The organism is Methylovorus sp. SPW-M1, assembly GCF_053848825.1.
Genome location: NZ_CM132626.1, coordinates 1,610,701 through 1,633,053, shown reverse-complemented (window position 1 = coordinate 1,633,053; position 22,353 = coordinate 1,610,701). Strand labels below are relative to the sequence as shown.

The 22,353-nt window shown below is 52.9% G+C and carries 15 protein-coding genes and 2 tRNA genes; 9 read left to right on the top strand and 8 right to left on the bottom strand.

Features of this window, described 5'->3' with window-relative positions; all coding sequences use genetic code 11:
- Positions 1-96 precede the first annotated feature (96 nt).
- Positions 97-1,734 (top strand): phosphoethanolamine transferase, encoded by a 1,638-nt coding sequence (locus ACWWD9_RS07660; protein WP_455866656.1) that lies wholly within the window; start codon positions 97-99, stop codon positions 1,732-1,734.
- A 28-nt stretch (positions 1,735-1,762) separates the two neighbouring features.
- On the opposite strand, the gene ACWWD9_RS07655 is transcribed toward ACWWD9_RS07660, so the two are convergent.
- Positions 1,763-2,692, bottom strand: coding sequence for a helix-turn-helix transcriptional regulator (locus ACWWD9_RS07655; protein WP_455866655.1), 930 nt, complete (start codon positions 2,690-2,692; stop codon positions 1,763-1,765).
- Positions 2,693-2,889: 197 nt separating this feature from the next.
- Between ACWWD9_RS07655 and ACWWD9_RS07650 the strand changes: the two genes are divergently transcribed.
- Positions 2,890-3,663 (top strand): nuclear transport factor 2 family protein, encoded by a 774-nt coding sequence (locus ACWWD9_RS07650; protein WP_455866654.1) that lies wholly within the window; start codon positions 2,890-2,892, stop codon positions 3,661-3,663.
- A 56-nt stretch (positions 3,664-3,719) separates the two neighbouring features.
- Here ACWWD9_RS07650 and ACWWD9_RS07645 read toward each other — a convergent pair.
- The 4 genes from ACWWD9_RS07645 to ACWWD9_RS07630 form a co-directional block, all read right to left on the bottom strand.
- Positions 3,720-3,795, bottom strand: a tRNA-Asn gene (locus ACWWD9_RS07645).
- A gap of 57 nt (positions 3,796-3,852) precedes the next feature.
- A tRNA-Asn gene (locus ACWWD9_RS07640) sits at positions 3,853-3,928 on the bottom strand.
- A gap of 132 nt (positions 3,929-4,060) precedes the next feature.
- Complete coding sequence (locus tag ACWWD9_RS07635; protein ID WP_013442120.1) at positions 4,061-5,272, bottom strand: pyridoxal phosphate-dependent aminotransferase; 1,212 nt, start codon at positions 5,270-5,272, stop codon at positions 4,061-4,063.
- Positions 5,273-5,401: 129 nt separating this feature from the next.
- Positions 5,402-6,412 carry a trypsin-like peptidase domain-containing protein gene (locus tag ACWWD9_RS07630; protein ID WP_455866653.1) on the bottom strand — a complete coding sequence of 337 codons (1,011 nt, stop codon included), beginning with the start codon at positions 6,410-6,412 and terminating at the stop codon, positions 5,402-5,404.
- 149 nt (positions 6,413-6,561) lie between these two features.
- Between ACWWD9_RS07630 and uvrB the strand changes: the two genes are divergently transcribed.
- Entirely contained in the window at positions 6,562-8,598 is a 2,037-nt protein-coding gene (uvrB, locus tag ACWWD9_RS07625; RefSeq protein WP_455866652.1) for an excinuclease ABC subunit UvrB, read from the top strand.
- Between the two features lie 154 nt (positions 8,599-8,752).
- On the opposite strand, the gene ACWWD9_RS07620 is transcribed toward uvrB, so the two are convergent.
- Positions 8,753-11,494, bottom strand: coding sequence for an Rne/Rng family ribonuclease (locus ACWWD9_RS07620; protein ID WP_455866651.1), 2,742 nt, complete (start codon positions 11,492-11,494; stop codon positions 8,753-8,755).
- A gap of 547 nt (positions 11,495-12,041) precedes the next feature.
- On the opposite strand from ACWWD9_RS07620, the gene ACWWD9_RS07615 reads away from it, so the two are divergent.
- The 4 genes from ACWWD9_RS07615 to ACWWD9_RS07600 are packed head-to-tail and all read left to right on the top strand — an operon-like array spanning position 12,042 to position 15,002.
- Positions 12,042-13,043: an RluA family pseudouridine synthase gene (locus ACWWD9_RS07615; protein ID WP_455866650.1), complete on the top strand. Its 1,002-nt coding sequence runs from the start codon at positions 12,042-12,044 to the stop codon at positions 13,041-13,043.
- A gap of 15 nt (positions 13,044-13,058) precedes the next feature.
- Positions 13,059-13,718: an HAD-IA family hydrolase gene (locus ACWWD9_RS07610; protein WP_013442125.1), complete on the top strand. Its 660-nt coding sequence runs from the start codon at positions 13,059-13,061 to the stop codon at positions 13,716-13,718.
- Positions 13,697-14,059, top strand: a complete 363-nt coding sequence (locus tag ACWWD9_RS07605; protein WP_015829999.1) for a Rieske (2Fe-2S) protein — start codon at positions 13,697-13,699, stop codon at positions 14,057-14,059. Before ACWWD9_RS07610 ends, ACWWD9_RS07605 begins: the two co-directional genes overlap by 22 nt.
- Positions 14,052-15,002 (top strand): S49 family peptidase, encoded by a 951-nt coding sequence (locus ACWWD9_RS07600; RefSeq protein ID WP_013442127.1) that lies wholly within the window; start codon positions 14,052-14,054, stop codon positions 15,000-15,002. Before ACWWD9_RS07605 ends, ACWWD9_RS07600 begins: the two co-directional genes overlap by 8 nt.
- A 96-nt stretch (positions 15,003-15,098) precedes the next feature.
- On the opposite strand, the gene pgi is transcribed toward ACWWD9_RS07600, so the two are convergent.
- Together pgi and glgB are read right to left on the bottom strand one after the other, a co-directional pair.
- Positions 15,099-16,754, bottom strand: coding sequence for a glucose-6-phosphate isomerase (gene pgi, locus ACWWD9_RS07595; RefSeq protein ID WP_455866649.1), 1,656 nt, complete (start codon positions 16,752-16,754; stop codon positions 15,099-15,101).
- Positions 16,755-16,928: 174 nt separating this feature from the next.
- Complete coding sequence (gene glgB, locus ACWWD9_RS07590) at positions 16,929-19,109, bottom strand: 1,4-alpha-glucan branching protein GlgB (RefSeq protein WP_455866648.1); 2,181 nt, start codon at positions 19,107-19,109, stop codon at positions 16,929-16,931.
- A gap of 162 nt (positions 19,110-19,271) precedes the next feature.
- Between glgB and glgC the strand changes: the two genes are divergently transcribed.
- Together glgC and ACWWD9_RS07580 are read left to right on the top strand one after the other, a co-directional pair.
- The gene (gene glgC / locus ACWWD9_RS07585; protein WP_013442130.1) at positions 19,272-20,552 is read left to right on the top strand and encodes a glucose-1-phosphate adenylyltransferase; all 1,281 of its coding nucleotides are present in this window, start codon (positions 19,272-19,274) and stop codon (positions 20,550-20,552) included.
- A gap of 71 nt (positions 20,553-20,623) precedes the next feature.
- On the top strand, positions 20,624-22,342 hold the full coding sequence (locus ACWWD9_RS07580; RefSeq protein WP_455866647.1) for a glycoside hydrolase: 1,719 nt from the start codon (positions 20,624-20,626) through the stop codon (positions 22,340-22,342).
- Positions 22,343-22,353: the final 11 nt, after the last annotated feature.

Genomic DNA, 22,353 nt, shown 5'->3' with positions numbered 1-22,353 from the left:
TGCATTGAAGTGATGGCCTGAGCATTTCGCTGGGCTTTGGAGTTTCTCCGTCAACGTGTCAGGCGTTGGCTACTTCATGATAACAATTTTAAGGTGATGAACATTTTTACCCGCCAAACCCGCTTTCTCGCGATTGCCTCGCTGTTCTTCATACTCGCGGCCAATCTTTCGCTATGGGCCAAGTTGCTGGAAATTTATCCCCTGGATAAGCCTTTCAGTATCAACTTGCTGCATTTCTCCAGCATTGCCTTATTTTTTGCGCTAAGCACCGTGCTTTTCCTGTTGTGGGTATGCCATGGCAGGATGGGCAAATGGGTACTGGCCACCTTGTTGCTTGTTTCGTCGCTGGCTGCTTATTACATGGATCATTACGGGGTGGTGATCGATGTTGTGATGATTAACAATATCTTTGAGACCGATGCCAAGGAAATCGCCGGCTTGGTCAATGCCAGCATGGTCTTGCGGTTCCTGGTTCTGGGCGTGATTCCAGCGGCGCTCGCCATACGCTACTGGCCGGCCTCCGAAGGACGTAAGCGAGAGCTGGTTTCCCGCGTCAAACTTTCTTTGTGGCTGTTGCTGGCGCTGATTCTGTCGATTGTCATTGCTCTCTCCAATTTCACCGGTTTTGTGAAAGAGCACAAGATTACCCGGCTGTATGCAAACCCAACGGGGTGGAGTTATTCGACCCTGTCATATGTCAGCCAATATGCACGAGCAGCAAGCTCGAAAACCGTGTTGCATGAGTCTGCGGCCGATACTCAGGAGGTGGGTGTGCATCCCGAGAACGAGCTTGTCATCCTGGTGGTGGGTGAAACAGCCAGGGCGGATCGTTTTTCGCTCAATGGCTATGACCGCCCGACAAATCCCGAACTGGCAAAGCGCGATGTCATCAGCTTCAAGCATGTCAGCTCCTGTGGAACATCGACAGGAGAATCGGTACCTTGCATGTTTTCCGCCTTGGGCCGTGAACATTACACGCGTCAGAAGGCCAGCCAGTATAAAAACGCGCTTGATGTGCTGTCAGAAGAGGGCGTGCAAGTCCTCTGGCGTGATAACAACTCCGACTCCAAAGGAGTGGCTGCCCGCGTTGAATATCAAGACTTCAAGAGTCCTACCTTCAATCCTGAATGCGATACGGAATGCCGCGATATCGGCATGCTTTCAGGCCTGGATAAATATATCGAAGGGCATAAAGGCAAAGACATATTGATCGTGCTGCATCAGATGGGTAACCATGGGCCGGAATACTACCGGCGCTACCCCCAAGCCTTTGAGTATTTCAAACCTGTCTGCATGACGGGCGAGCTTCGTAGTTGCAGCCAGCAAGAAATCAATAACGGCTACGACAACGCGGTTCGCTATACCGATTATTTTTTAGCCAATGTTATCGATTTCTTGAAGAAGTACGACAACACCCATGCAGCCGCGATGTTTTATGTCAGTGATCATGGTGAATCGTTAGGGGAGAAGGGCGTATACCTGCATGCAGCTCCCTATGCCACCGCGCCGATAGAACAAACCCACGTTCCTGCTGTTTTCTGGGCCGGTAAACACTTTGACTACCCGGTCAGCATGATCAAGGCATATGAAGATGCACCGCTTAGCCACGATGACTTGTTCTGTGCCTTGCTGATTGCCTTCGAGATGAAGACCAAAACCTGTGCGGCCAAGGATGACTGGCTATTTAAAAATCCTGATGTGAGCGGTACTTTTCGCGAAAAAAGTGCGCCATGATGCTGCCATGCCCAATGGTGATGTCTCGTCAGTTATAAATCGAATAATGTAGTTTGCGGAATGCATTCGGTGCCATTCCGCTATTGCGTTTAAAAAATTTGACGAAGTTAGTTGCTTCATCAAACCCCAACACTTCAGCGATGATGGTGACGGGCATCTGTGTATGTGTGAGCAGGCGTTTGGCTTCCAGGTTAATTCTGGCTGCAATGTATTCCTTGGCCCCCATGGTAACCGCTGCCTGTGTTGCCCGTGTCAGACTCTTCACCGTGCAGCCCAGTTCAGCGGCATAGTCGGCCACTGCGTGTTGATGCGCGAACTTCTCTTCAACCAGTTTTCTGAATCGCCGGAACCGGGAAAGCTCAGCCGGATTCGGCTCAGCTTCTGCCATCTGTTCTCCCAGCATCGTCAGTCTTAGCATCATCGCCTGCAGCTCAAACCTCAGCATGGCATTCTTCATGGCTTTGGTGCCGGCTGCCAGGGTATCTGCATGCATCTGCTTCATGCGTGCGCAAATAATGCTTTCTGCATCCGCGGCCAGATTCAGCTTCGCTGCAGCACCATGCATCGCATTGGCCATGAAGATATTGACGCCTGCATCTTCATTCGAAGACGTCAGAAACTCCGCCTTGAAAATGATCATCCATCCATCGCAACCTTCATGAAGATCAAATTGCAGCGCCTGGTTAGGGCTTAGCAATAGCAGCGTCCCTTTGCTGCATTCAATGGGACGGTAATCCACTACCGGGGTAGAGCTACCCTCCGTGATCAGCAGCATCAGGTAGAAGTTAATCTGATGCGCCTGCCGGAAACGGTTTTCAAGAATTCGCGTTCTCAGGATGGCAAATGGAATCACTTCAATGTCCAGCCCATAAGACGCTGGTGGTGTATAGACCACGCGTTCCAGTACAGGAGGCGATGTTTTTTCGCGCGTGTTCAACAAATGTCTTTTATTTACCATAAATAGCGCCAAAAGTACCTGTGATTACCTCATTCAATTTCCTAATATTACCTCGTCTTATCTTTAATGTCTTTTTCCCTATGGAGCTTTAAATGCGTATGAATGTTGACAAGATGCCATCGCTTTTTGCGATAGGGCTTTTGCTTCTGGCGATGAAAAGTTTCGCCGCCCCCACCTCTGAACGAAAGGAAACTGCTATGACACCCACAGCAAAGGAACTGGTAATTCATTTACTCAAAAGTATCGAAACCGGTGAACAGGCACCCGTTGGCTACATTAATGCCGAAAAATATATTCAACATAACCTGAATGTAGGCGATGGTTTGGCAGGGTTTGGTGCGGTCTTGCAGCAATTGCCCAAAGGCAGTGCCAAGGTCAATACCGTCAGGGCGCTGCAAGATGGCGACTTTGTGATCACCCACACGGAATATGATTTTTTTGGCCCCAAGATCGGGTTCGATATATTCCGGTTTGAACATGGAAAAATCGTCGAGCACTGGGATAACTTGCAGCAAACGCCTGCACAAGCCAACCCGAGTGGGCACACCATGACGGACGGAGATAAAACCATCAAAGACCTTGAAAAAACCGCCGCTAATAAAAAGCTGGTGGTCGATTTCGTCGATGATGTCCTGGTGAATGGCAAACTGGAAAAGCTGGCGTCTTACTTTGACGGTGATCATTACATCCAGCATAACCCGGCCATTGCAGATGGCTTGTCAGGCCTGGGTGCAGCCCTTAAATATCTGGCCGAGCAAGGCATCACCATGAAATATACCCGGGTGCATCAGGTATTGGGCGAAGGCAATTTCGTACTGGTGGTCAGTGAAGGGGAGTTTGCTGGCAAGTGGACTTCTTTTTACGATCTTTTCCGCGTGCAGAACGGCAAGATCGCCGAACATTGGGACACCATGGAAGCAATCCCGCCGCGGCAGGACTGGAAAAATCAGAATGGAAAATTCGGATTCTGATTGAGTGCTGAGCTGTAAAACAAAAAAGCCCACAAAACGGTGGGCTTTTTTATATCTGGCTCCCCGACCTGGGCTCGAACCAGGGACACACGGATTAACAGTCCGTTGCTCTACCGACTGAGCTATCGGGGAATATCGGTCAAAGTTCATCGGAAAAAAAGCCCACAAGACTGTGGGCTTTTTCATATTTGGCTCCCCGACCTGGGCTCGAACCAGGGACACACGGATTAACAGTCCGTTGCTCTACCGACTGAGCTATCGGGGAATCGATGAAGGCGCTACTATAAAGACTCGGCGGGCTTCGGTCAACATTTTTGTGCAAAAAACAGCGTGTAAAATCGACTGTTTTTTTGCGGAAAAATGTGGCTAAAATCCGCCTGATCTTATGCTTTTATAATCAAACAGTAAGTGCCTTTTCAATCCGGTCGAGGGCGTTTCTCAGGTTTTCCATGGACGTGGCAAACGAGATACGGAAATAGCCTTCGGCACCGAATGCAGAACCGGGAACGACGGCAACGCCGACATTTTCCAGCAGGTATTCTGACAAGGCCATATCGGTGGTATCGCTGATCACGCCTGCCTTGTGCAGGTTGGCAATGGCAACGCGCGCATCGGGGAAGGCATAAAACGCGCCGCCAGCCTTGATACACTTGAGGCCGGGCATCTGGTTGAAGCGATTCACCACATACTCGTGACGCTCGCGGAAGGCTTCTACCATGGGGGTGATGCATTCCTGCGGGCCTTCCAGCGCGGCTTGCGCAGCCACTTGCGAGATGGAGGTGGGGTTGGAGGTGGATTGCGACTGCAAAATCTCCATGGCCTTGATGATGTGAGCTGGGCCTGCAGCATAGCCAATGCGCCAGCCGGTCATGGAGTAGGCTTTGGATACGCCATTCAGCACCACGCAGCGGCTCTTGAGTTCAGGCGTGGCATTCAGGATGTTGTGGAATTTTTCGCCAGTGAGGTTGACGTGTTCGTACATGTCATCCGTGGCAACCAGAATCTGCGGATGCTTCTTCAGCACCTCACCCAGGGCCTGCAACTCCGCCAGGGTATACACCGAACCTGTGGGGTTGGATGGCGAGTTGATCATGAACATGCGGGTTTGCGGCGTGATGGCGGCTTCGAGTTGCGCTGGAGTGAGCTTGAAGCCTTGTTCAATGCCGCACTCGATAATCACGGGCTTTGCACCTGCCACCATGGCGATGTCAGCGTACGATACCCAGTAAGGCGCAGGCACAATGACTTCGTCGCCCGGGTTGAGCACTGCCAGCGCCAGGTTGAAAATACATTGCTTGCCACCTACGCCGACGATCACTTCCTTTTCGGTGTAGTCAAAGCCGTTTTCATTTTTGAACTTAGCAACGATGGCTTTTTTCAGGCCAGGAATGCCACTGACAGGGGTGTACTTGGTGAAGCCGCTATCGATGGCTTTTTTAGCGGCATCCTTGATGTGTTGCGGCGTATCGAAATCGGGTTCGCCAGCGCCGAGACCAATAATGTCGCGGCCTTCAGCCTTTAGCTTGGCTGCACGTGCCGTCACAGCCAGAGTAGGGGATTCTTTGATGGTTTGAACGCGCTGCGAGAGCGGTAAAGCTAAGGGCTCCAAAGTAACTTCCTTGAATGGGGGTGAGTGATAAAGCGCTAATTTTACTCACAAAACCCATCCTGCGGAACTGGCAGCGCGTTTTTTTGATTGTTCTTTCATGTGCTTGTCATGAAATTCATGCTCGGTATTTCAGCATTCCAGCTTGCAACCTACGGTATCGCCGAATTCCTCTGCGATATTTTTATCCAGATTGAGCAACGCCAGGCTGATTTTATGCACTTCTTGCTTGTCGCCCTTGTCGTTGGCGATGACACCTATCCTGAACAAGGCGTCGGTGTTGTTGGCATCCAGCGCCAGCGATTTGCGGTAGTGTTTTTCGGCTTCTTCGGTGCGCGCAAGCTTTTCCTCAGCCCATCCCAATTCGTACCATGCCTCGGTATTGTTGGGTTCTGCCTTGGCCCAGCTCTGGGCGATTTGCTCCAGTTTCAGCCAGTCTTCCTGCAGCTCTGGCACGGCGATGCGCAGAAAGTAGGGTTTGGTGTCTTCTTCCTCTTCCCAGAAAGCCTTGCCGGTGATTTGCATGACGCTTTCAGCAGGCTGCTGGGCTACCTTGTCCAGCCACTCAATCGGTACCGCATAGAAGTAAGCGACCCGCCCTATGGTTTTAAAGGTATTGATGCCCACCAGCTGACCTTCTTCGTTAAACAAGCCGCTGCCGCTGGCGCCAAGGGCAAAGCGGGCAGTGCTGCGCAGGATGATGCCATCATCCAGGGGATAAGCTGATTTGACGGTACCCAGTGACGTGACGGGGGCAGGGGAGCCGCTGGAGTGGCCAATGGCAATCACTTCTTCGCCTTTTTTCATGTCGGAGGCCTTGCCTAGCGTGGCAGGTTTGAATGGCAGGTTGTCTGTCGTTATCAGGCACAGGTCATGCCAGCGGTCCGCCTGTATCGAGGCAATGGTGTAAGTATCTTCGCCGCGGGATATCCATGGCTCTTTGGTCTGGCGAAAAATATGACAGTTGGTCAGCACTTTGTTGGGGGCGACGATCACACCGGAGCCATAAGCCAGACTACCATTCTGGTTATATCCACGGATCATGACGATCGAGAAAAAGGAATCCATCAGTTTTGCACGGTCAAACGCATGCGCAGTGGGGATAAGGCTTAATGCCGTGAGCAGGGGCAGCAGGTAACGCATGAGTCATTCTCCATAATGTCGTTATTGTTGCGGCCTATGGCCGTCTTGTTTGTAAGTGAGCCTGCCAGAAAGACATTTAATTAATAATCGAGTTCGGCTTAATAGATTTGAACTGCTAGAATACCTATTCGCTTTTATAGGTGTTTGATGTGATTGTTACTTTCCCCAATAGTCGATACCAGCTTCATCAGCCTTTTCCTCCCGCCGGCGACCAGCCTGCCGCCATAGAAAAACTCATCACCGGTATAGAGCAGGGCATGCAATACCAGACCCTGCTGGGGGTAACCGGCTCCGGTAAAACCTATACCATGGCCAATGTGATTGCCCGTACCGGGCGGCCTGCCATGGTCATGGCGCCCAACAAGACGCTGGCTGCACAGTTGTATTCGGAGTTTCGCGAGTTCTTTCCGAATAATGCGGTGGAGTATTTCGTGTCCTATTACGATTACTATCAGCCTGAGGCCTATGTGCCTTCGCGCGATCTGTTTATCGAAAAAGACTCCAGCATCAATGATCACATTGAGCAGATGCGGCTCTCAGCCACCAAGTCGCTGCTGGAGCGCGAAGACAGCATTATTGTCGCCACCGTCTCGGCCATATACGGCATCGGGGATCCGGGTGAGTACCATGGCATGGTGCTGCATATTCATCAGGGCATGAAGATCAGTCAGCGCGACATTGTGAACAAGCTGATTACGATGCAATACGACCGTAATGACTTTGACTTTTCACGCGGTGCCTTTCGGGTGCGTGGCGATGTGGTGGATGTGTTCCCATCAGAAAACAGTGAGACGGCCGTCCGCATCAGCCTGTTTGACGATGAAATCGAAACCATACAGCTGTTTGATCCCCTCACCGGGCAGGTATTCAACAAGATTCACAATTTCCGCATCTTCCCTTCCAGTCATTATGTGACCGCGCGGGAAGCCACAGTGCGGGCGATGGAAACCATCAAGCAGGAGCTGCGTGATCGCGTGGACTTCTTTATCAAGAACAACAAGCTGGTTGAGGCGCAACGCATAGAGCAGCGCACGCGGTTTGATCTGGAAATGCTTAATGAAATCGGCTTCTGCAAGGGGATTGAGAACTACAGCCGCCATCTTACCGGCCGCTCCCCGGGCGATGCGCCGCCGACACTGATTGATTATCTGCCACCCAATGCCTTGATGATCATTGATGAAAGCCACGTGACTATTCCGCAGATCGGTGGCATGTACAAGGGCGACCGCGCGCGCAAGGAAAACCTTGTGGATTATGGGTTCCGCTTGCCTTCAGCGCTGGATAACCGCCCGCTGCGATTTGAAGAGTTTGAGCGCATCATGCGGCAAACCGTGTTTGTCAGCGCCACGCCTGCCGACTATGAAGCCACGCACCAGGAGCAGGTAGTGGAGCAGGTGGCGCGGCCGACTGGCCTGATCGACCCGGAAATCACCGTAAAACCGGCAGATACCCAGGTGGACGATCTGCTCTCGGAAATCAAGCTGCGGGTGGCCGTGGGCGAGCGCGTGTTGGCGACGACCCTGACCAAGCGCATGGCAGAAGATTTAACGGATTACCTCTCTGAACATGGGGTTAAGGTGCGCTATCTGCATTCGGACATAGATACCGTGGAACGGGTGGAAATCATTCGCGACTTGCGCCTTGGCGAGTTTGATGTGCTGGTCGGCATCAATCTGCTGCGTGAGGGGCTGGATATTCCCGAAGTTTCTCTGGTTGCCGTGCTGGATGCTGACAAGGAAGGTTTCCTGCGGTCAGAGCGCTCCCTGATTCAAACGGCAGGCCGCGCTGCGCGTAACCTTAATGGCAAGGTGATCTTTTACGCCAATAACATTACCCGCTCGATGAAACTGGCCATGGATGAAACGCAACGGCGTCGTATCAAGCAGATGGCATTCAATGAGGCCCACGGTATCGTGCCCAAGGGGGTGACCAAGCGCATCAAAGATATTATTGATGGCGTGTATGACAAGGATGACGCAAAACGCGAACGGCAGGCCGCGCAGGATCAGGCCAGCTATGAAGCCCTGAGCGAAAAACAGATCATCAAGGAAATGAAGCGCCTCGAAAAATCCATGCATGACAGCGCACAAAACCTGGAGTTTGAGAAAGCAGCAGAATTCCGGGATCAGCTGAAAAAACTCAAGGCCAAATTCTACGGAACAGATGTTCCCGATATTCTGCCCTGAAGCATGCAAGCCAGTCACTGAGAGATGGCTTGATATGATGTAGCTTAAATCATGGCAGTATCATGGCAGTGCCAGGCATAAAAAAGCCCGTTCCGAGTTGGAACGGGCTTTTTATTTGGTAACCGTTGACCGGCTGCCAATAGAGTCTACATGTTTACTTCTGTGTTTCAATCAATACCAGTGGCGCCTCAGCACTTTCATCGCTGGTGGCTTTTTGCTGCCATGCCGCTGGTTTACGGCTGCGTGGGGCTGCAGGTTCTGCTTCCACTGGCGCAGCGGCTACCGGCGCATCGGCTTTGGTTTCCACCAGTTGCAAGCCACTTGCTGCGAGATCCAGAGGCTTGGTTTCTGCCTCAGCCTTGCGGCGGCGTGGTGCGCGAGGTTTCTTCTCCGGCTTGTCAGTAGTCTCTGGTTTTTCTGCCACTACAACAGGTTCGGCTACAGGCTCTGCAGCTGGTGCTGCTTCAGCCACTGCGGCAACAGGTTCTGCTGCCACTACCGGAGCTGGGGTATCACTGACCAGTGCCAGATCCGCTTGTTGAGGTTCCACTGCCTTGGCAACAGGCTCGACTGCGGGGCTGGTCTCAACGGCAGGTGCCGCTGCAACTGTTTCCACGACAGCAGGCGCTTCGCTCACGGTGTTGTTTTGAGCAACGGTTTCAACTGCGGCCGCGACAGGTGCTGCCACTTGTTGAGCCACATCCTCTGCTACCGGGGCACCAATAGCGGCATCATCTGCTGCCTTGCGTGCCTGGTTTTCACGTGGCTCGCGTGCCGGGCGCTCACGGCGACCATTACGGCCGCGACGGCTACGTGGCTCATTGCCAGCTTCGCCATTGGCGGCTTGTTGGGTTGCTGCAGGCGCTTGAGATGCGATGGCCGGTTTTTCACGTGGCTCACCACGCTCTGCACGCGGCTGGTTTTGCTGGCGTGGTTCACGGCCTTCCTGCTGACGTGGCTCCTGACGGTTGCCACGTTCCTGGCGTTCGCTACGCTCATTGGCTGGGCGCTCACCGCGTTCTGCGCGCTCGTTGTTGCGTTCGCCACCACGCTCCGCATTGCGTTCCGCGGCTGGACGTTCGCCGCGCTCACCATTGCGGCCATTGCGGTTGTTACGCGCATTGCGTGGCTGATTGCGATTGTTACGGTTGTTGTCGCTGCGCTGCTTGGTGGTTTCCGGCGCAACCACTTCTTCCTTGGTTTCGGTGATCTTGCTGAGCCAGTTCTTGAAACGGCCAAACAGGGAAGGGGCGGCAGGCACTTCAACCGCTTTTTCCGTGGCAATCGGCGCTGGAGATGCAGGGGTAATGCCCTTGACGGCAGCCTCGGCACGCACAGCTTTGACTTCCTGTTGCGCAGCCGGGTTGTATTCACCCTCGGTTGGCAGCTCTACCATCTGGTAGCTAGCGCGGCTGGTTTCCTCGTTGACATCATCACTGCGAATACGCGAGATGTTGTAGTTCGGGGTTTCCATGTGAATGTTGGGGATCAGCACAACCTGTACACCGGAGCGTTGCTCGATCTTGTGTATCTCGGCACGCTTTTCATTCAACAGGAAGGTTGCTGCTTCCACCGGCAGCTGCACCTGAATAATGGCACTGTTTTCCTTCATGGCTTCTTCCTGCGTGATTCGCAGGATATGCAGCGCAGTGGACTCGATGCCGCGGATATGGCCTGTGCCATGGCAACGAGGACATGGGATATGGTTGGACTCGCCCAGGCTTGGACGCAGGCGCTGGCGTGACAGCTCCAGCAGGCCGAAGCGGGAAATCTTGCCGGTTTGTACGCGGGCACGATCATGATGCAGGGCGTCGCGCAGTCGGTTTTCAACTTCGCGCTGATTGCGCTGGTTTTCCATGTCGATGAAGTCGATCACCACCAGACCACCCAGGTCGCGCAGACGGAGCTGGCGAGCTACTTCATCGGCAGCTTCCAGGTTGGTATTGAACGCGGTGTGCTCAATGTCGCTGCCTTTGGTGGAGCGGCCGGAGTTAACGTCGACGGATACCAGGGCTTCCGTGTGGTCAATCACGATGGCGCCGCCGGAAGGCAGGCGCACTTCGCGTGAAAACGCAGTCTCAATCTGGTGCTCGATCTGGAAGCGGGAGAACAAAGGAATCTCGTCGCGATACAGCTTCACGCGCGATACATTGCCCGGCATGACGTGGTTCATGAACTGCACGGCTTGCTCGTGAATGTCAGCGGTGTCGATCAGGATTTCGCCAATGTCTGGCTGGAAGTAATCACGGATGGCACGAATGACCAGGCTGCCTTCCTGATAGATCAGGAAAGGGCCGCTTTGCATGGTGGAGGCACCCTCAATGGCTGTCCACAGTTGCAAGAGGTAGTTCAGGTCCCATTGCAGCTCTTCGATATTGCGGCCAATACCTGCGGTACGGGCAATGATGCTCATGCCGTTAGGTACTTCCAGCTGGGCCATCAGATCACGCAGTTCATTGCGGTCTTCGCCTTCGATGCGGCGCGATACACCGCCGCCACGAGGGTTGTTCGGCATCAGCACCAGATAGCGGCCCGCCAGGGAAATAAAGGTGGTGAGGGCTGCGCCCTTGTTGCCACGTTCGTCCTTGTCAACCTGGACGATAAGCTCCTGGCCTTCCTTCAAAACATCCTGAATGCGGGCGCGGCCATCGCTGTCGTTCTGGAAATAGCTGCGAGCGACTTCCTTGAAGGGGAGAAAACCGTGACGGTCAGTACCGTAATTGACAAATGCAGCCTCAAGAGAAGGCTCGATGCGGGTGATGATACCCTTGTAGATATTGCTCTTGCGTTGTTCCTTGCCAGCGGATTCGATGTCGAGGTCGATCAGTTTTTGACCATCGACGATGGCGACACGTAGTTCTTCCGACTGTGTCGCATTGAAAAGCATGCGTTTCATTGTAAGGCTCCCGCGCTCTAAGCGGTCTGGCAGACCTTGTCGCTTCAACGACAAGCAGGATTGCTGATGTCCGGCAGGGAGTGCTCCTGTGAATCACAGTGTATATGAGTGCACTTTTACTGCGTGAGCAGAGTTTGCTGCAGGAGGTAAAACCAGGCGGTTAGGCCGCTTTTTTCATCGCACGGGTTGCGATTCTGTCGCATGGCGGAAAAAAGAATTCTGATCGTTTTAATGTATCAGACTGATTTAGTTGACGAAAAATCTCGTTAACGGGTTGCTTTAAACCTCGGTGCTTTAATTCTGTCTCTGGTTAGCCGTCATATCGGCTAAAATTCTTTAGTTCCAGCAATTCCTGGCCGCGCATTTATTAGCGATTCTGGTTTGCAGCGGCTTGAGCGCAATTAGTAATGTTGCAGAAAATCGCTACGATGTTTTATTTGGCGAGCGAGTTAACCAAGGTATTTTTCAAGGTGTTTTTTCAAACATCAATTCATTCCCGAATAAGCGCTTAGCGCATTTATTTCGAGATTTTCGTAGTATAGGTGAGATGACTAATTTAAGCAAAGCAAGTAATGCAAATGGCACGACCATTGGACCCAACAGTGCAGCCATGCTGACGGTGGACGAAGGTTCGGCTGGCCAGCGCATCGATAATTTCCTCACCAAAACTCTTAAGGGTGTGCCCAAAAGCCATGTCTACCGCATATTGCGTAGCGGGGAAGTGCGGGTCAACAGCAAGCGCATAGATGCGACTTACCGTTTGCAACTGGGGGATCTGGTGCGGGTGCCGCCTATCAGGGTGCAGCCACAGCCTGTCGCAGAAGAAACTCGGCCAGTTACCGCCAGGTTCGAACAGTCCGTTATTTTTGAAGATGAAGCGATGCTGGTCATCGACAAGCCAGCTGGCTTTGCCGTACACGGTGGCAGTGGCGTCAGCCGCGGGGTTATCGAGCAATTACGTCTGGAACGCCCCCATGCCAAGTTTCTGGAATTGGTGCACCGGCTGGATAGGGAAACCTCAGGTGTCCTGATGGTGGCAAAAAAACGCAGCGCATTGGTCGGCCTGCACGAAGCCATGCGCGCCAATCATATGGACAAGCGTTATCTGATGCTGGTCAGCGGGGACTGGAAAGAAAAGAAAAAGCGCGTGGTGCTGGCCTTGCAAAAGCATGTCACGGCCAATGGTGAGCGCAAGGTGACGGTGGAAGAGGAGGGGCAGAACTCGGAAACCATTTTCCACCTGAAAAAATCGTATGGGGAATTTACCCTGCTGGAAGCGCAACTGATTACAGGCCGCACCCATCAGTTGCGGGTGCAACTGGCCCATTTGGGATTCCCTATCGCTGGCGATGACAAATACGGCGATTTTGCTTTGAACAAGGCGTTGCAAAAACGCGGACTTAAACGCATGTTCCTGCATTCGGCGGAAACCGGCATCCGTCATCCCTTGTCTGGTGACAAGCTGAAGTTGATTGCCCCGCTCCCGGCAGCGTTGCAAGCTTTCCTCACCTCTCTCGAAAAATCACCATCCACCAAGAATCCTGAATAGAAGCAAGAGTCCACCATGCGCAGTAATCAATTCGATCTTATTATTTTTGACTGGGATGGCACGCTTGCCAATTCCACCCAACTCATAGTCGACGCCATTTGCCAGAGCAGTGTGGATGTCGGCTTGCCCTTGCCCACCCAAGAGGCTGCGAGCGGCATTATCGGTCTGGGCTTGCGTGAAGCCCTCATTGAACTGTTCGGTACAGTGCAGGAGTCGCAAATTCAGCAACTGATGGCGCGATATGCACTCTATTACAATAGTGGCGAAAACGAGATTCCCCTGTTCAACGGCGCAGCGGAGGCCGTTGCCGAGCTGCATGGCCGCGGTATTGCATTGGCGGTGGCCACAGGCAAGGGGCGGGCCGGCCTGAACCGTGCCCTGAAAAACAGTGGCATAGGGCATTATTTTCATGCAACCCGTTGTGTGGACGAGTGCCATTCCAAGCCACACCCCCAAATGATTCATGAGTTGATGGACGAGGTAGGCGCGAGCCCGGAGCGTACCTTGATGATAGGAGACACCAGTTTTGATTTGCAGATGGCGAGCAACGCCGGGGTGCGAAGCCTGGGGGTGAGCTATGGCGCACACCCACTGGAGCGCTTGCTGCCCCATGCGCCGCTTGCCCATTTCGATGAATTTACTAAATTAAATCAATGGCTGATAATGAACGCCTGATCTGTGAAAGCGCCAGCCTGCTGGAAAAAGGGCAGGGTGTGCGGTTTGAGTTGCCTGAATTCGGGCAGCGCGTGACCGGGTTCGTGGTGCGCTATAAAGGCAAGGTCTGTGGATTTATCAATCAATGTGCCCACGTGCCGGTGGAGTTGGATTGGAATCCTGGCGATTTTTTTGATCTCACCCAGCAATATATTATTTGTGCCACGCACGGCGCGCACTTTATGCCTGATAACGGGTATTGTGTGATGGGGCCTTGCAAAGGCCGCAGCCTCAAGCAGCTTCCCGTATTCGAGCGGGATTCCTTTGTTTTCATTAACCTTGAAAGTTTGAAGCATGTCTGACACTAATCAAAACGATCCGAACTGGGAACGTCAAACGCTGGAAAAGCTGGCTTTTGCCGCCATTCGGGAGCAACGCCGTAACCGTTTCTGGGGCGTGCTTTTCAAATCGCTTACTTTTATCTACCTCTTCATGTTGTTGTTTTATGCGCTGGACTGGGTAGGGGGCGATAGCAGTGCCAATAGTGACCATACCGCGATCATTGATATTTACGGTGTGATCGGCAGTGATGATCAGGTGAGCGCCGATGATGTCATCGGCAGTCTTGAGTCTGCCTACGAAAACAAGCATACCAAGGGCATTATCCTGCGTATCAACAGCCCGGGTGGCAGTCCGGTGCAGGCGGGGATTATCAATGACGAGATCCATCGTCAGCGCAAATTGCACCCCAATATCCCGGTATACGCCGTGGTGGAAGATATTTGCGCATCCGGTGGTTACTATATCGCGGTTGCGGCTGACAAGATTTTCGTCGACAAGGCCAGTATTGTCGGTTCGATTGGCGTTCTGATGGATGGCTTTGGCTTTACCGGCATCATGGACAAGGTCGGGGTTGAGCGTCGCTTGCTCACCGCTGGTGAAAACAAGGCGATTCTGGATCCGTTTTCTCCTGTGAATCCCAAGCACAAAGAATACGCGCAAAGCATGCTGAACCAGATTCACCAGCAATTCATTGCCGTTGTGCGTGAAGGGCGTGGCAAGCGTCTGAAAGAAACCGATGATACCTTCAGCGGTTTGTTCTGGAGTGGAGAAACCAGCGTGCAAATGGGCCTCGCAGATGGCTTTGGCAGCTCGGATTACGTGGCGCGCGAAATCATCAAGCAAGAGAAAATCGTCGACTTTACCGCACGTGAAGGCCTGGCAGACAAGTTTGCCAAACGCATCGGCGCCTCCATGGGCAATGCCGCCATGGGCACCGTATTCAATGGCATGAAAATGCATTGATCCTGAAAGTCCGGCCTGGCTTGAAGTCAGGCATGGCAATAAAAAAGCCCCGATATTCGGGGCTTTTTTATTGCGGTAAACCGCTGAAGTACGTTGCTAGATGTTTTGTGACTTGATGTAATCAATCAGCTTGTTGGTAGATTCATCGTAATCGCAGGTCAGCTTGCCTTCGGTGAGTTGCGGCAGAATCTTCTGGGCAATCTGTTTGCCGTATTCCACACCCCATTGGTCGAAGGAGTTGATGTTCCAGACGATGCCCTGCACAAAGATCTTGTGCTCATACAATGCAATCAGCTTGCCCAGCGTTTTCGGGTCCAGCTTGTCGAACAGCATGGTGCTGGTCGGGCGATTGCCACCAAAGACGCGGTGTGGCAGCAGGTTCATTATGGTGTGATGATCCAGACCTTGCGCTTCCAGCTCAATCTTGGCTTCCTTGGCGGACTTGCCTTGCATCAGCGCGCGCGTTTGCGCGAGCAGGTTGGCAATCAGGATATGGTGATGTTCATCGCCATTTTTACCAATCGAGTAATGGCTGTGCAGTGGCATCAGGAAGTCACAAGGAATAAGCTTGTTGCCCTGGTGAATCAGCTGGTAAAACGCATGCTGGCCGTTGGTGCCGGACTCACCCCAGATAATCGGGCCTGTGGTGTAGTTGATGCGTTCGCCCGCACGGTTGACAAATTTGCCATTACTTTCCATATCCGCTTGCTGCAGATATGCCGTAAAGCGTGACAAGCCTTGATCGTAGGGCAGGATGGCGTGGGTTTCTGCCTCGAAAAAGTTGTTGTACCAGATACCCAGCATGGCCATGATGACAGGCAGGTTCTGCTCCAGCGGTGCACTGCGGAAATGCAGGTCCGTTTCATGACCACCTTCCAGCAGCTGCTCGAAGTTATCCATGCCGATATAAATGGCGATAGGCAGACCAATGGCCGACCACAGCGAGTAACGTCCACCCACCCAGTCCCAGAATTCGAACATGTTGGCGGTATCGATACCGAAGTCGCTCACAGCCTTGGCATTGGTGGACAACGCCACGAAATGCTTGGCTACATGGGCTTCATCCCCTGCGGCCTCCAGGAACCATGTGCGGGCAGAGCGCGCATTGGTCATGGTTTCTTGAGTGGTGAATGTTTTGGAAGCGACGATGAAAAGCGTGGTGTCGGGCTGACATTTTTCCAGTACCTGCGCGAGGTGAGCGCCGTCAATATTGGATACAAAATGCGCATTCAATTCCGGACTTGCGTAAGCCTTGAGCGCGGTACAGACCATGACAGGCCCCAGATCGGAGCCGCCAATGCCGATATTGACGATATCGGTAATGCGCTTGCCGCTATAGCCTTTCCACTCACCTGAGCGCACTTGCTCGCTGAAGCTGCGCATTTGCGCCAGTACGCGATTCACATCCGGCATTACATCCTTGCCATCGACCAGCACCGGCGTATTGCTGCGGTTACGCAAGGCGGTATGCAGTACCGCACGGTTCTCGGTGAAGTTGATTTTTTCACCGCTGAACATGCGCTCACGCCACTGCTCAACATCCGTTTCGCGTGCCAATGTGAACAACAACGACATGGTCTCCGCCGTGATGCGATGCTTGGAATAGTCCAGCAACAGATCACCCCATTGCAGCGAGAATTTCTCAAAGCGCTTGTCGTCTTGCGCAAACATGTCGCGCATTTGCAGAGGGAATATGTCTTGGAAGTGGCGTTGCAGCTGTTGCCATGCAGGCAAATTTGTTGGATTACTCATGCAGTTTTTTAGTTTATTCGGTATTGGAAGGTTGTGTTGTTAGCGGTATGCGCACTTGCTGCGTGGCATTTGGCTACTAGTCTAACTATTTTTACGATATTTCGATACTGCCAGCCCAGTCTAGACTGGCTTAATTAACATTTTATTAATAAATCAGCGAATGTGATGCAGGCCTTATGCAGATTCGGGCTTCAATATCAGTCCGGCAAGCGGTGGCAAGGTAAGTTCAATGGAATGCTGACATCCCATCCAGGGCACAGGTTCACTGTGCAACAGGCCGCCATTGCCAATATTGCTGCCGCCATAGCATTCGGCATCACTATTGATCAGCTCGCGATAGCTGCCTGCATGAGGAACACCAATCCGGTACTGCATGCGCGGCACTGGGGTGAAGTTGAGCAAGATAACCAGAGCTTCGCCCGCTTGGCCCGTGCGCACAAAGCTGATCGTGGATTGCTCGGCATCGTTGCAGTCTATCCAGCGGAATCCGGTCTGCTCAAAATCCAGCGCGTGTAAGGCGGGATAGTTTTTATAGGCATGGTTAAGATCACGGCAGAGGCGCTGAATGCCCTGGTTGAACTGCTCTCCCAGCAAATGCCAGTCCAGCGAAGCGTTAACATTCCATTCGCGGCTTTGCCCAATTTCATTGCCCATGAAGCTGAGTTTTTTGCCGGAAATCGTGGCCTGGTAAGTCATCAGCAAACGCAGGTTGGCAAACTTTTGCCAGGTATCGCCCGGCATTTTTTCCAGCAAGGAGCGTTTGCCATGGACAACTTCATCATGCGAGAAGGGCAGCAAAAAGTTTTCCGTATAGGCATAGAGTTGCCCAAATGTGAGCTTTTGCTGGTGATAACGCCTATGTATAGGATCATTGGCCATGTACGACAGCGTGTCGTTCATCCAGCCCATATTCCACTTCATGGAGAAACCAAGGCCGCCCAGATAAACCGGGCGTGAAACCATGGGGAAAGAGGTGGACTCTTCGGCGATGGTGAGGGCGCCAGGAAAATCCTCATGCACCATCATGTTGAGCTGGCGCAGAAAGTCGATGACTTCCAGATTCTCGCGACCGCCAAATTTGTTGGGCAGCCATTGGCCTTCCTTGCGCGAGTAGTCGAGGTAAAGCATGGACGCCACGGCATCCACGCGCAAACCATCAATGTGCAATTCCTTAAGCCAGTAATAGGCATTGCTGATCAGGAAGTTGCGAACTTCATTGCGGCCGTAATTGAAAATATACGTGCCCCAGTCCTGGTGTTCACCCAGGCGCGGATCTTCGTGCTCAAACAGCGCCGAGCCATCGAAGCGGGCCAGCGCCCAGTCATCCTTGGGAAAATGCCCAGGCACCCAATCCAGAATCACGCCAATACCCGCCTGGTGACAGCGATCCACGAAGTAACGGAAATCATCGGGACTGCCAAAACGGTTGGTGACACCGAAATAGCCTGTGGTCTGATAGCCCCATGATTCATTAAGGGGGTGTTCGGATACTGGCAATAGCTCAATATGGGTGTAGCCCATGTCCTGAACATAAGGGATCAGTTGCTCGGCCAGCTGCCGATACCCGAGGAAATGGCCGTGCTCATCGCGCCGCCAGGATCCGAGATGCACTTCGTAACAGTTAAGTGGGGCGTGCAGCCAATCCCGTTCTGCACGTGCCTTGAGCCAGGCATCGTCCTGCCATTGGTAGCCGTCCAGCCGGGTGATCTTGCTGGCAGTGCCGGGCAATTGCTCAAAGCTGAAGCCGTAAGGGTCGGTTTTGACATGAAGATTGCCGGTGTTGCGATTGCGAATTTCAAATTTATAGAGCTGATTTTCAATGAGCTGGGGGATGAATAGCTCCCATACGCCGCTGGAGCCATGGCAATGCATGGCGTGAACCCGGCCATCCCATTGATTGAAATCCCCGACAACGCTTACGCGCTCGGCTGTGGGCGCCCATACGGCAAAGCGAACGCCTGCAACCCCTTGGTGCGTACACAGATGTGCACCCAGGGTGCGGTAGGCCAGCTTGAGTTTGCCTTCACCCAGCAAGTACAACTCGTCATTGCTGAGCATTGGGCCAAAGGAATAGGGGTCCCAGGTTTCAATGATTTCCCCATGTTGCTCAATCCTGAGCTGGCATGGTGTTTCAGGCTGTTCCTGGCCTGACCACTCAAAAAAACCATTCGATTCGCCACGGACTAGAGGTTGCCAGTCGTGCCCTAATTTGAGCCATGCCTGTTCGGCGAATGGCAAAAATGCGCGAAAACTGTGCTGCCCGTCATGTACATGCAATCCAAGCACGTTATGCGGGTTGTAATGTTTCGCTTGAAGAATCAGCGATAATTCATCGTTTTTATTGGGCTTTGGCAAAATGGCAATCGAAAAAAAATATCTGGATTAAGGAATTAAATCTACTGGATATCCGTCAATTATCGTGACTATAATGAGTCACAACGGCCTCTACACAGGCTGTGGAGTCCATAACGGCGGCCTTCACGCACTAATTACAACTATAATTCAGGAGTAGTAATAATGCACCAGGATTTGACCTCAACTCGCTTCATTAGTGCCCTGACCAAAAATACGGTCGCTTTAATTCTCGCTGGCGGTAAAGGTAGCCGTCTCAAAGATCTCACCAATTGGCGTGCCAAACCGGCGGTGCCCTTCGGCGGCAAGTTCCGCATCATTGACTTCCCGCTGTCCAATTGCATGAACTCGGGCGTACGCCGTATCGGCGTTGTCACCCAGTACAAATCACATAGCCTGATGCAGCATATCCAGCGCGGCTGGGGCTTTCTGCGCGGTGAATTCAATGAGTTCGTCGAGCTTCTTCCGGCGCAGCAGCGCATTCAGGAAGAGTGGTACAAAGGCACGGCAGATGCCGTTTTTCAGAATCTGGATATCTTGCGTAACACAGGTGCCGAGTATGTGCTGATTCTGGCTGGCGACCATATTTACAAGATGGATTATGGCCAGATGCTGGCTTCGCATGTGAAGAACAAAGCCGATATGACGGTGGCTTGCGTGAATGTTCCCGTGGAAGATGCCAAGGCCTTTGGCGTGATGGGGGTGGATGATGAAGACCGCGTCATCGACTTCAGTGAGAAGCCAGATAATCCCAAGCCACTGCCGGATAATCCGGACCAGGTGCTCGCCAGCATGGGTATTTATGTCTTCAATGCATCGTTTCTTTACGAGCAATTGATTCGCGATGCTGACGCTCCGCATTCGCAACATGACTTTGGTCGCGACATCATTCCCTACATGATCAAAAAGTATCGTGTTTACGCCCACCGGTTTACCGAAAGTTGCGTTGGCGCCTCCGACGGCAACTATTACTGGCGCGATGTTGGTACGGTTGATGCTTATTGGGAAGCGAATATGGAGCTGACCAAAGTGATTCCCGAGCTGAATCTTTATGACCGTCACTGGCCGATCTGGACCTATCAGGAGCAGCTGCCACCCGCCAAGTTCGTGTTTGACAATGCGGATCGTTGTGGCATGGCAACCGACTCCCTGGTGTCCGGCGGATGCATTATCAGTGGCGCCAAGGTCAGCCGCTCGGTGCTGTTTTCCGATATTCGCGTCAATAGCTACTCGAATATTGAAGACTCGGTCATTCTGCCCAAGGTGGACATAGGCCGCTATGTTACGCTCAAACGGGTAGTGGTCGACAAAGGCACTCGAATCCCCGACGGCATGGAAATCGGGGTGAACCCGGAGCAGGATCGCAAGCGGTTTTACGTATCTGAAAAGGGAATCACGCTGGTCACCCCGGATATGCTGGGGCAATCCATACATCAAGCAAGATAGGCGTTCCCGGGCACTGGCCTGGGGACTTTCATTGTTCAGTACAGCAGCAGCCTGCTGTCTTGAGAGGCCACATGACGGATAAACGCCCCAAGCTTTACCTTAATCTTTACTGGCACATGCATCAGCCCGACTATCGCGATACGCTGACCGGGCAATATGTGCTGCCCTGGACCTACCTGCACGCCATCAAGGATTACACCGACATGGCATGGCACCTGGAGGCCAACCCGCAGGCCCGGGTTACCTTCAATTTTGTGCCTGTATTGCTAGACCAACTGGAAGATTACAGCGATCAGTTTGCAACGGGTGATATTCGCGATCCGTTACTGGCGCTTCTGGCTGAAGAGGCGCTGGACAATATCAGCACCGATCAATGCAATCTGATTATTGATAGTTGCTTCAAAAGCCACCATGAAAAAATGCTGGCGCCCTTTGCGCATTACCAGCGCCTGCACAATATTTACAAAGCACTGCAGATCGAGGGCAGTGCAGCCTTCAATTATCTTTCTGCCCAGTACAAGTCTGACTTGCTGGTCTGGTATCACCTGGCATGGACGGGCGAAAGCATACGCCGGACCAACACCTTTGTTCAAAAGCTGATGGAGAAAGGGACGCAATTTACCCTGGAAGAGCGGCGTGCCCTGTTTCGCCTGATCGGCGAGCTGATCAGCGGCTTGATTCCGCGTTATAAAGCCTTGCAGGATCAGGGCCGCATCGAGCTCTCCACTACGCCGCATTACCATCCCATCGTCCCTTTGCTGCTTGATTTCAAATCTACCCGCGACGCCATGCCTTATGCGCCTTTGCCGCATAGTCCAAGGTATCCGGGCGGTAGCGACAGGGCCTGTGCCCATATTCGCCAGGCGCAGGCATCGCATGCCACGCGTTTCGGCAAGCCAGCAACCGGCATGTGGCCAGCCGAGGGAGCCGTGTCTTACGCCACACTCACCCTGATGGCGCAGCACGGACTTAAGTGGGCCGCCACCGGCGAAGGCGTCCTGACGCACAGCCTTTACAAATCATTTGAAGGCTTCGGCCTGGCCAAGCAGGATTACCTCTATCAGCCATACCGCATCACCGATGGTCATCATGACATTCTGTGTTTCTTCCGCGATGACGGGCTGTCGGACAAGATCGGCTTCGAATATTCCAAGCTTTACGCCAGCGAGGCGGTGAGCGACTTTATCCGCTCGCTGGAGCAGATTCAGTCAGCCAATACCCGCACGCAGTGCCCCGTGGTCAGTGTGATTCTCGATGGCGAAAATGCCTGGGAATATTATCCCTACAACGCTTATTACTTTCTCAGCGAACTTTATGCCGCTCTGGTGGATCATCCCAATATCGAGATGGCAACCTTCAGCGACATTCTTGCCATGCCAGGCAATACGGTGGCGATGGAAACCCTGCCGGAGGTGGCCGCTGGCAGCTGGGTCTATGGCAGCTTCAGCACCTGGATAGGTTCTGCCGAAAAAAATCGGGGTTGGGATCTGCTGTGTGATGCCAAGGAATGCTATGACCGGGCGATGCAGGATGGCCTGCTTACCCAGGAGGAAATCGTGGCGTGCGAGCGGCAGCTGGCCATTTGTGAAGGCTCCGATTGGTTCTGGTGGTTTGGCGATTACAACTCCGCCATGAGTGTCGACAGTTTTGACCGGCTTTACCGGCGCAACCTGAGCAATCTGTACCATTTGCTCAAGCTGCCAGTGCCGGAGGTATTGAATCACCCCATCAGCGTGGGCGCTGGAGACCCTGCAGTCGGCGGTACCATGCGGCGTGGGCAGGAAGCCTAACTCATCGCTAC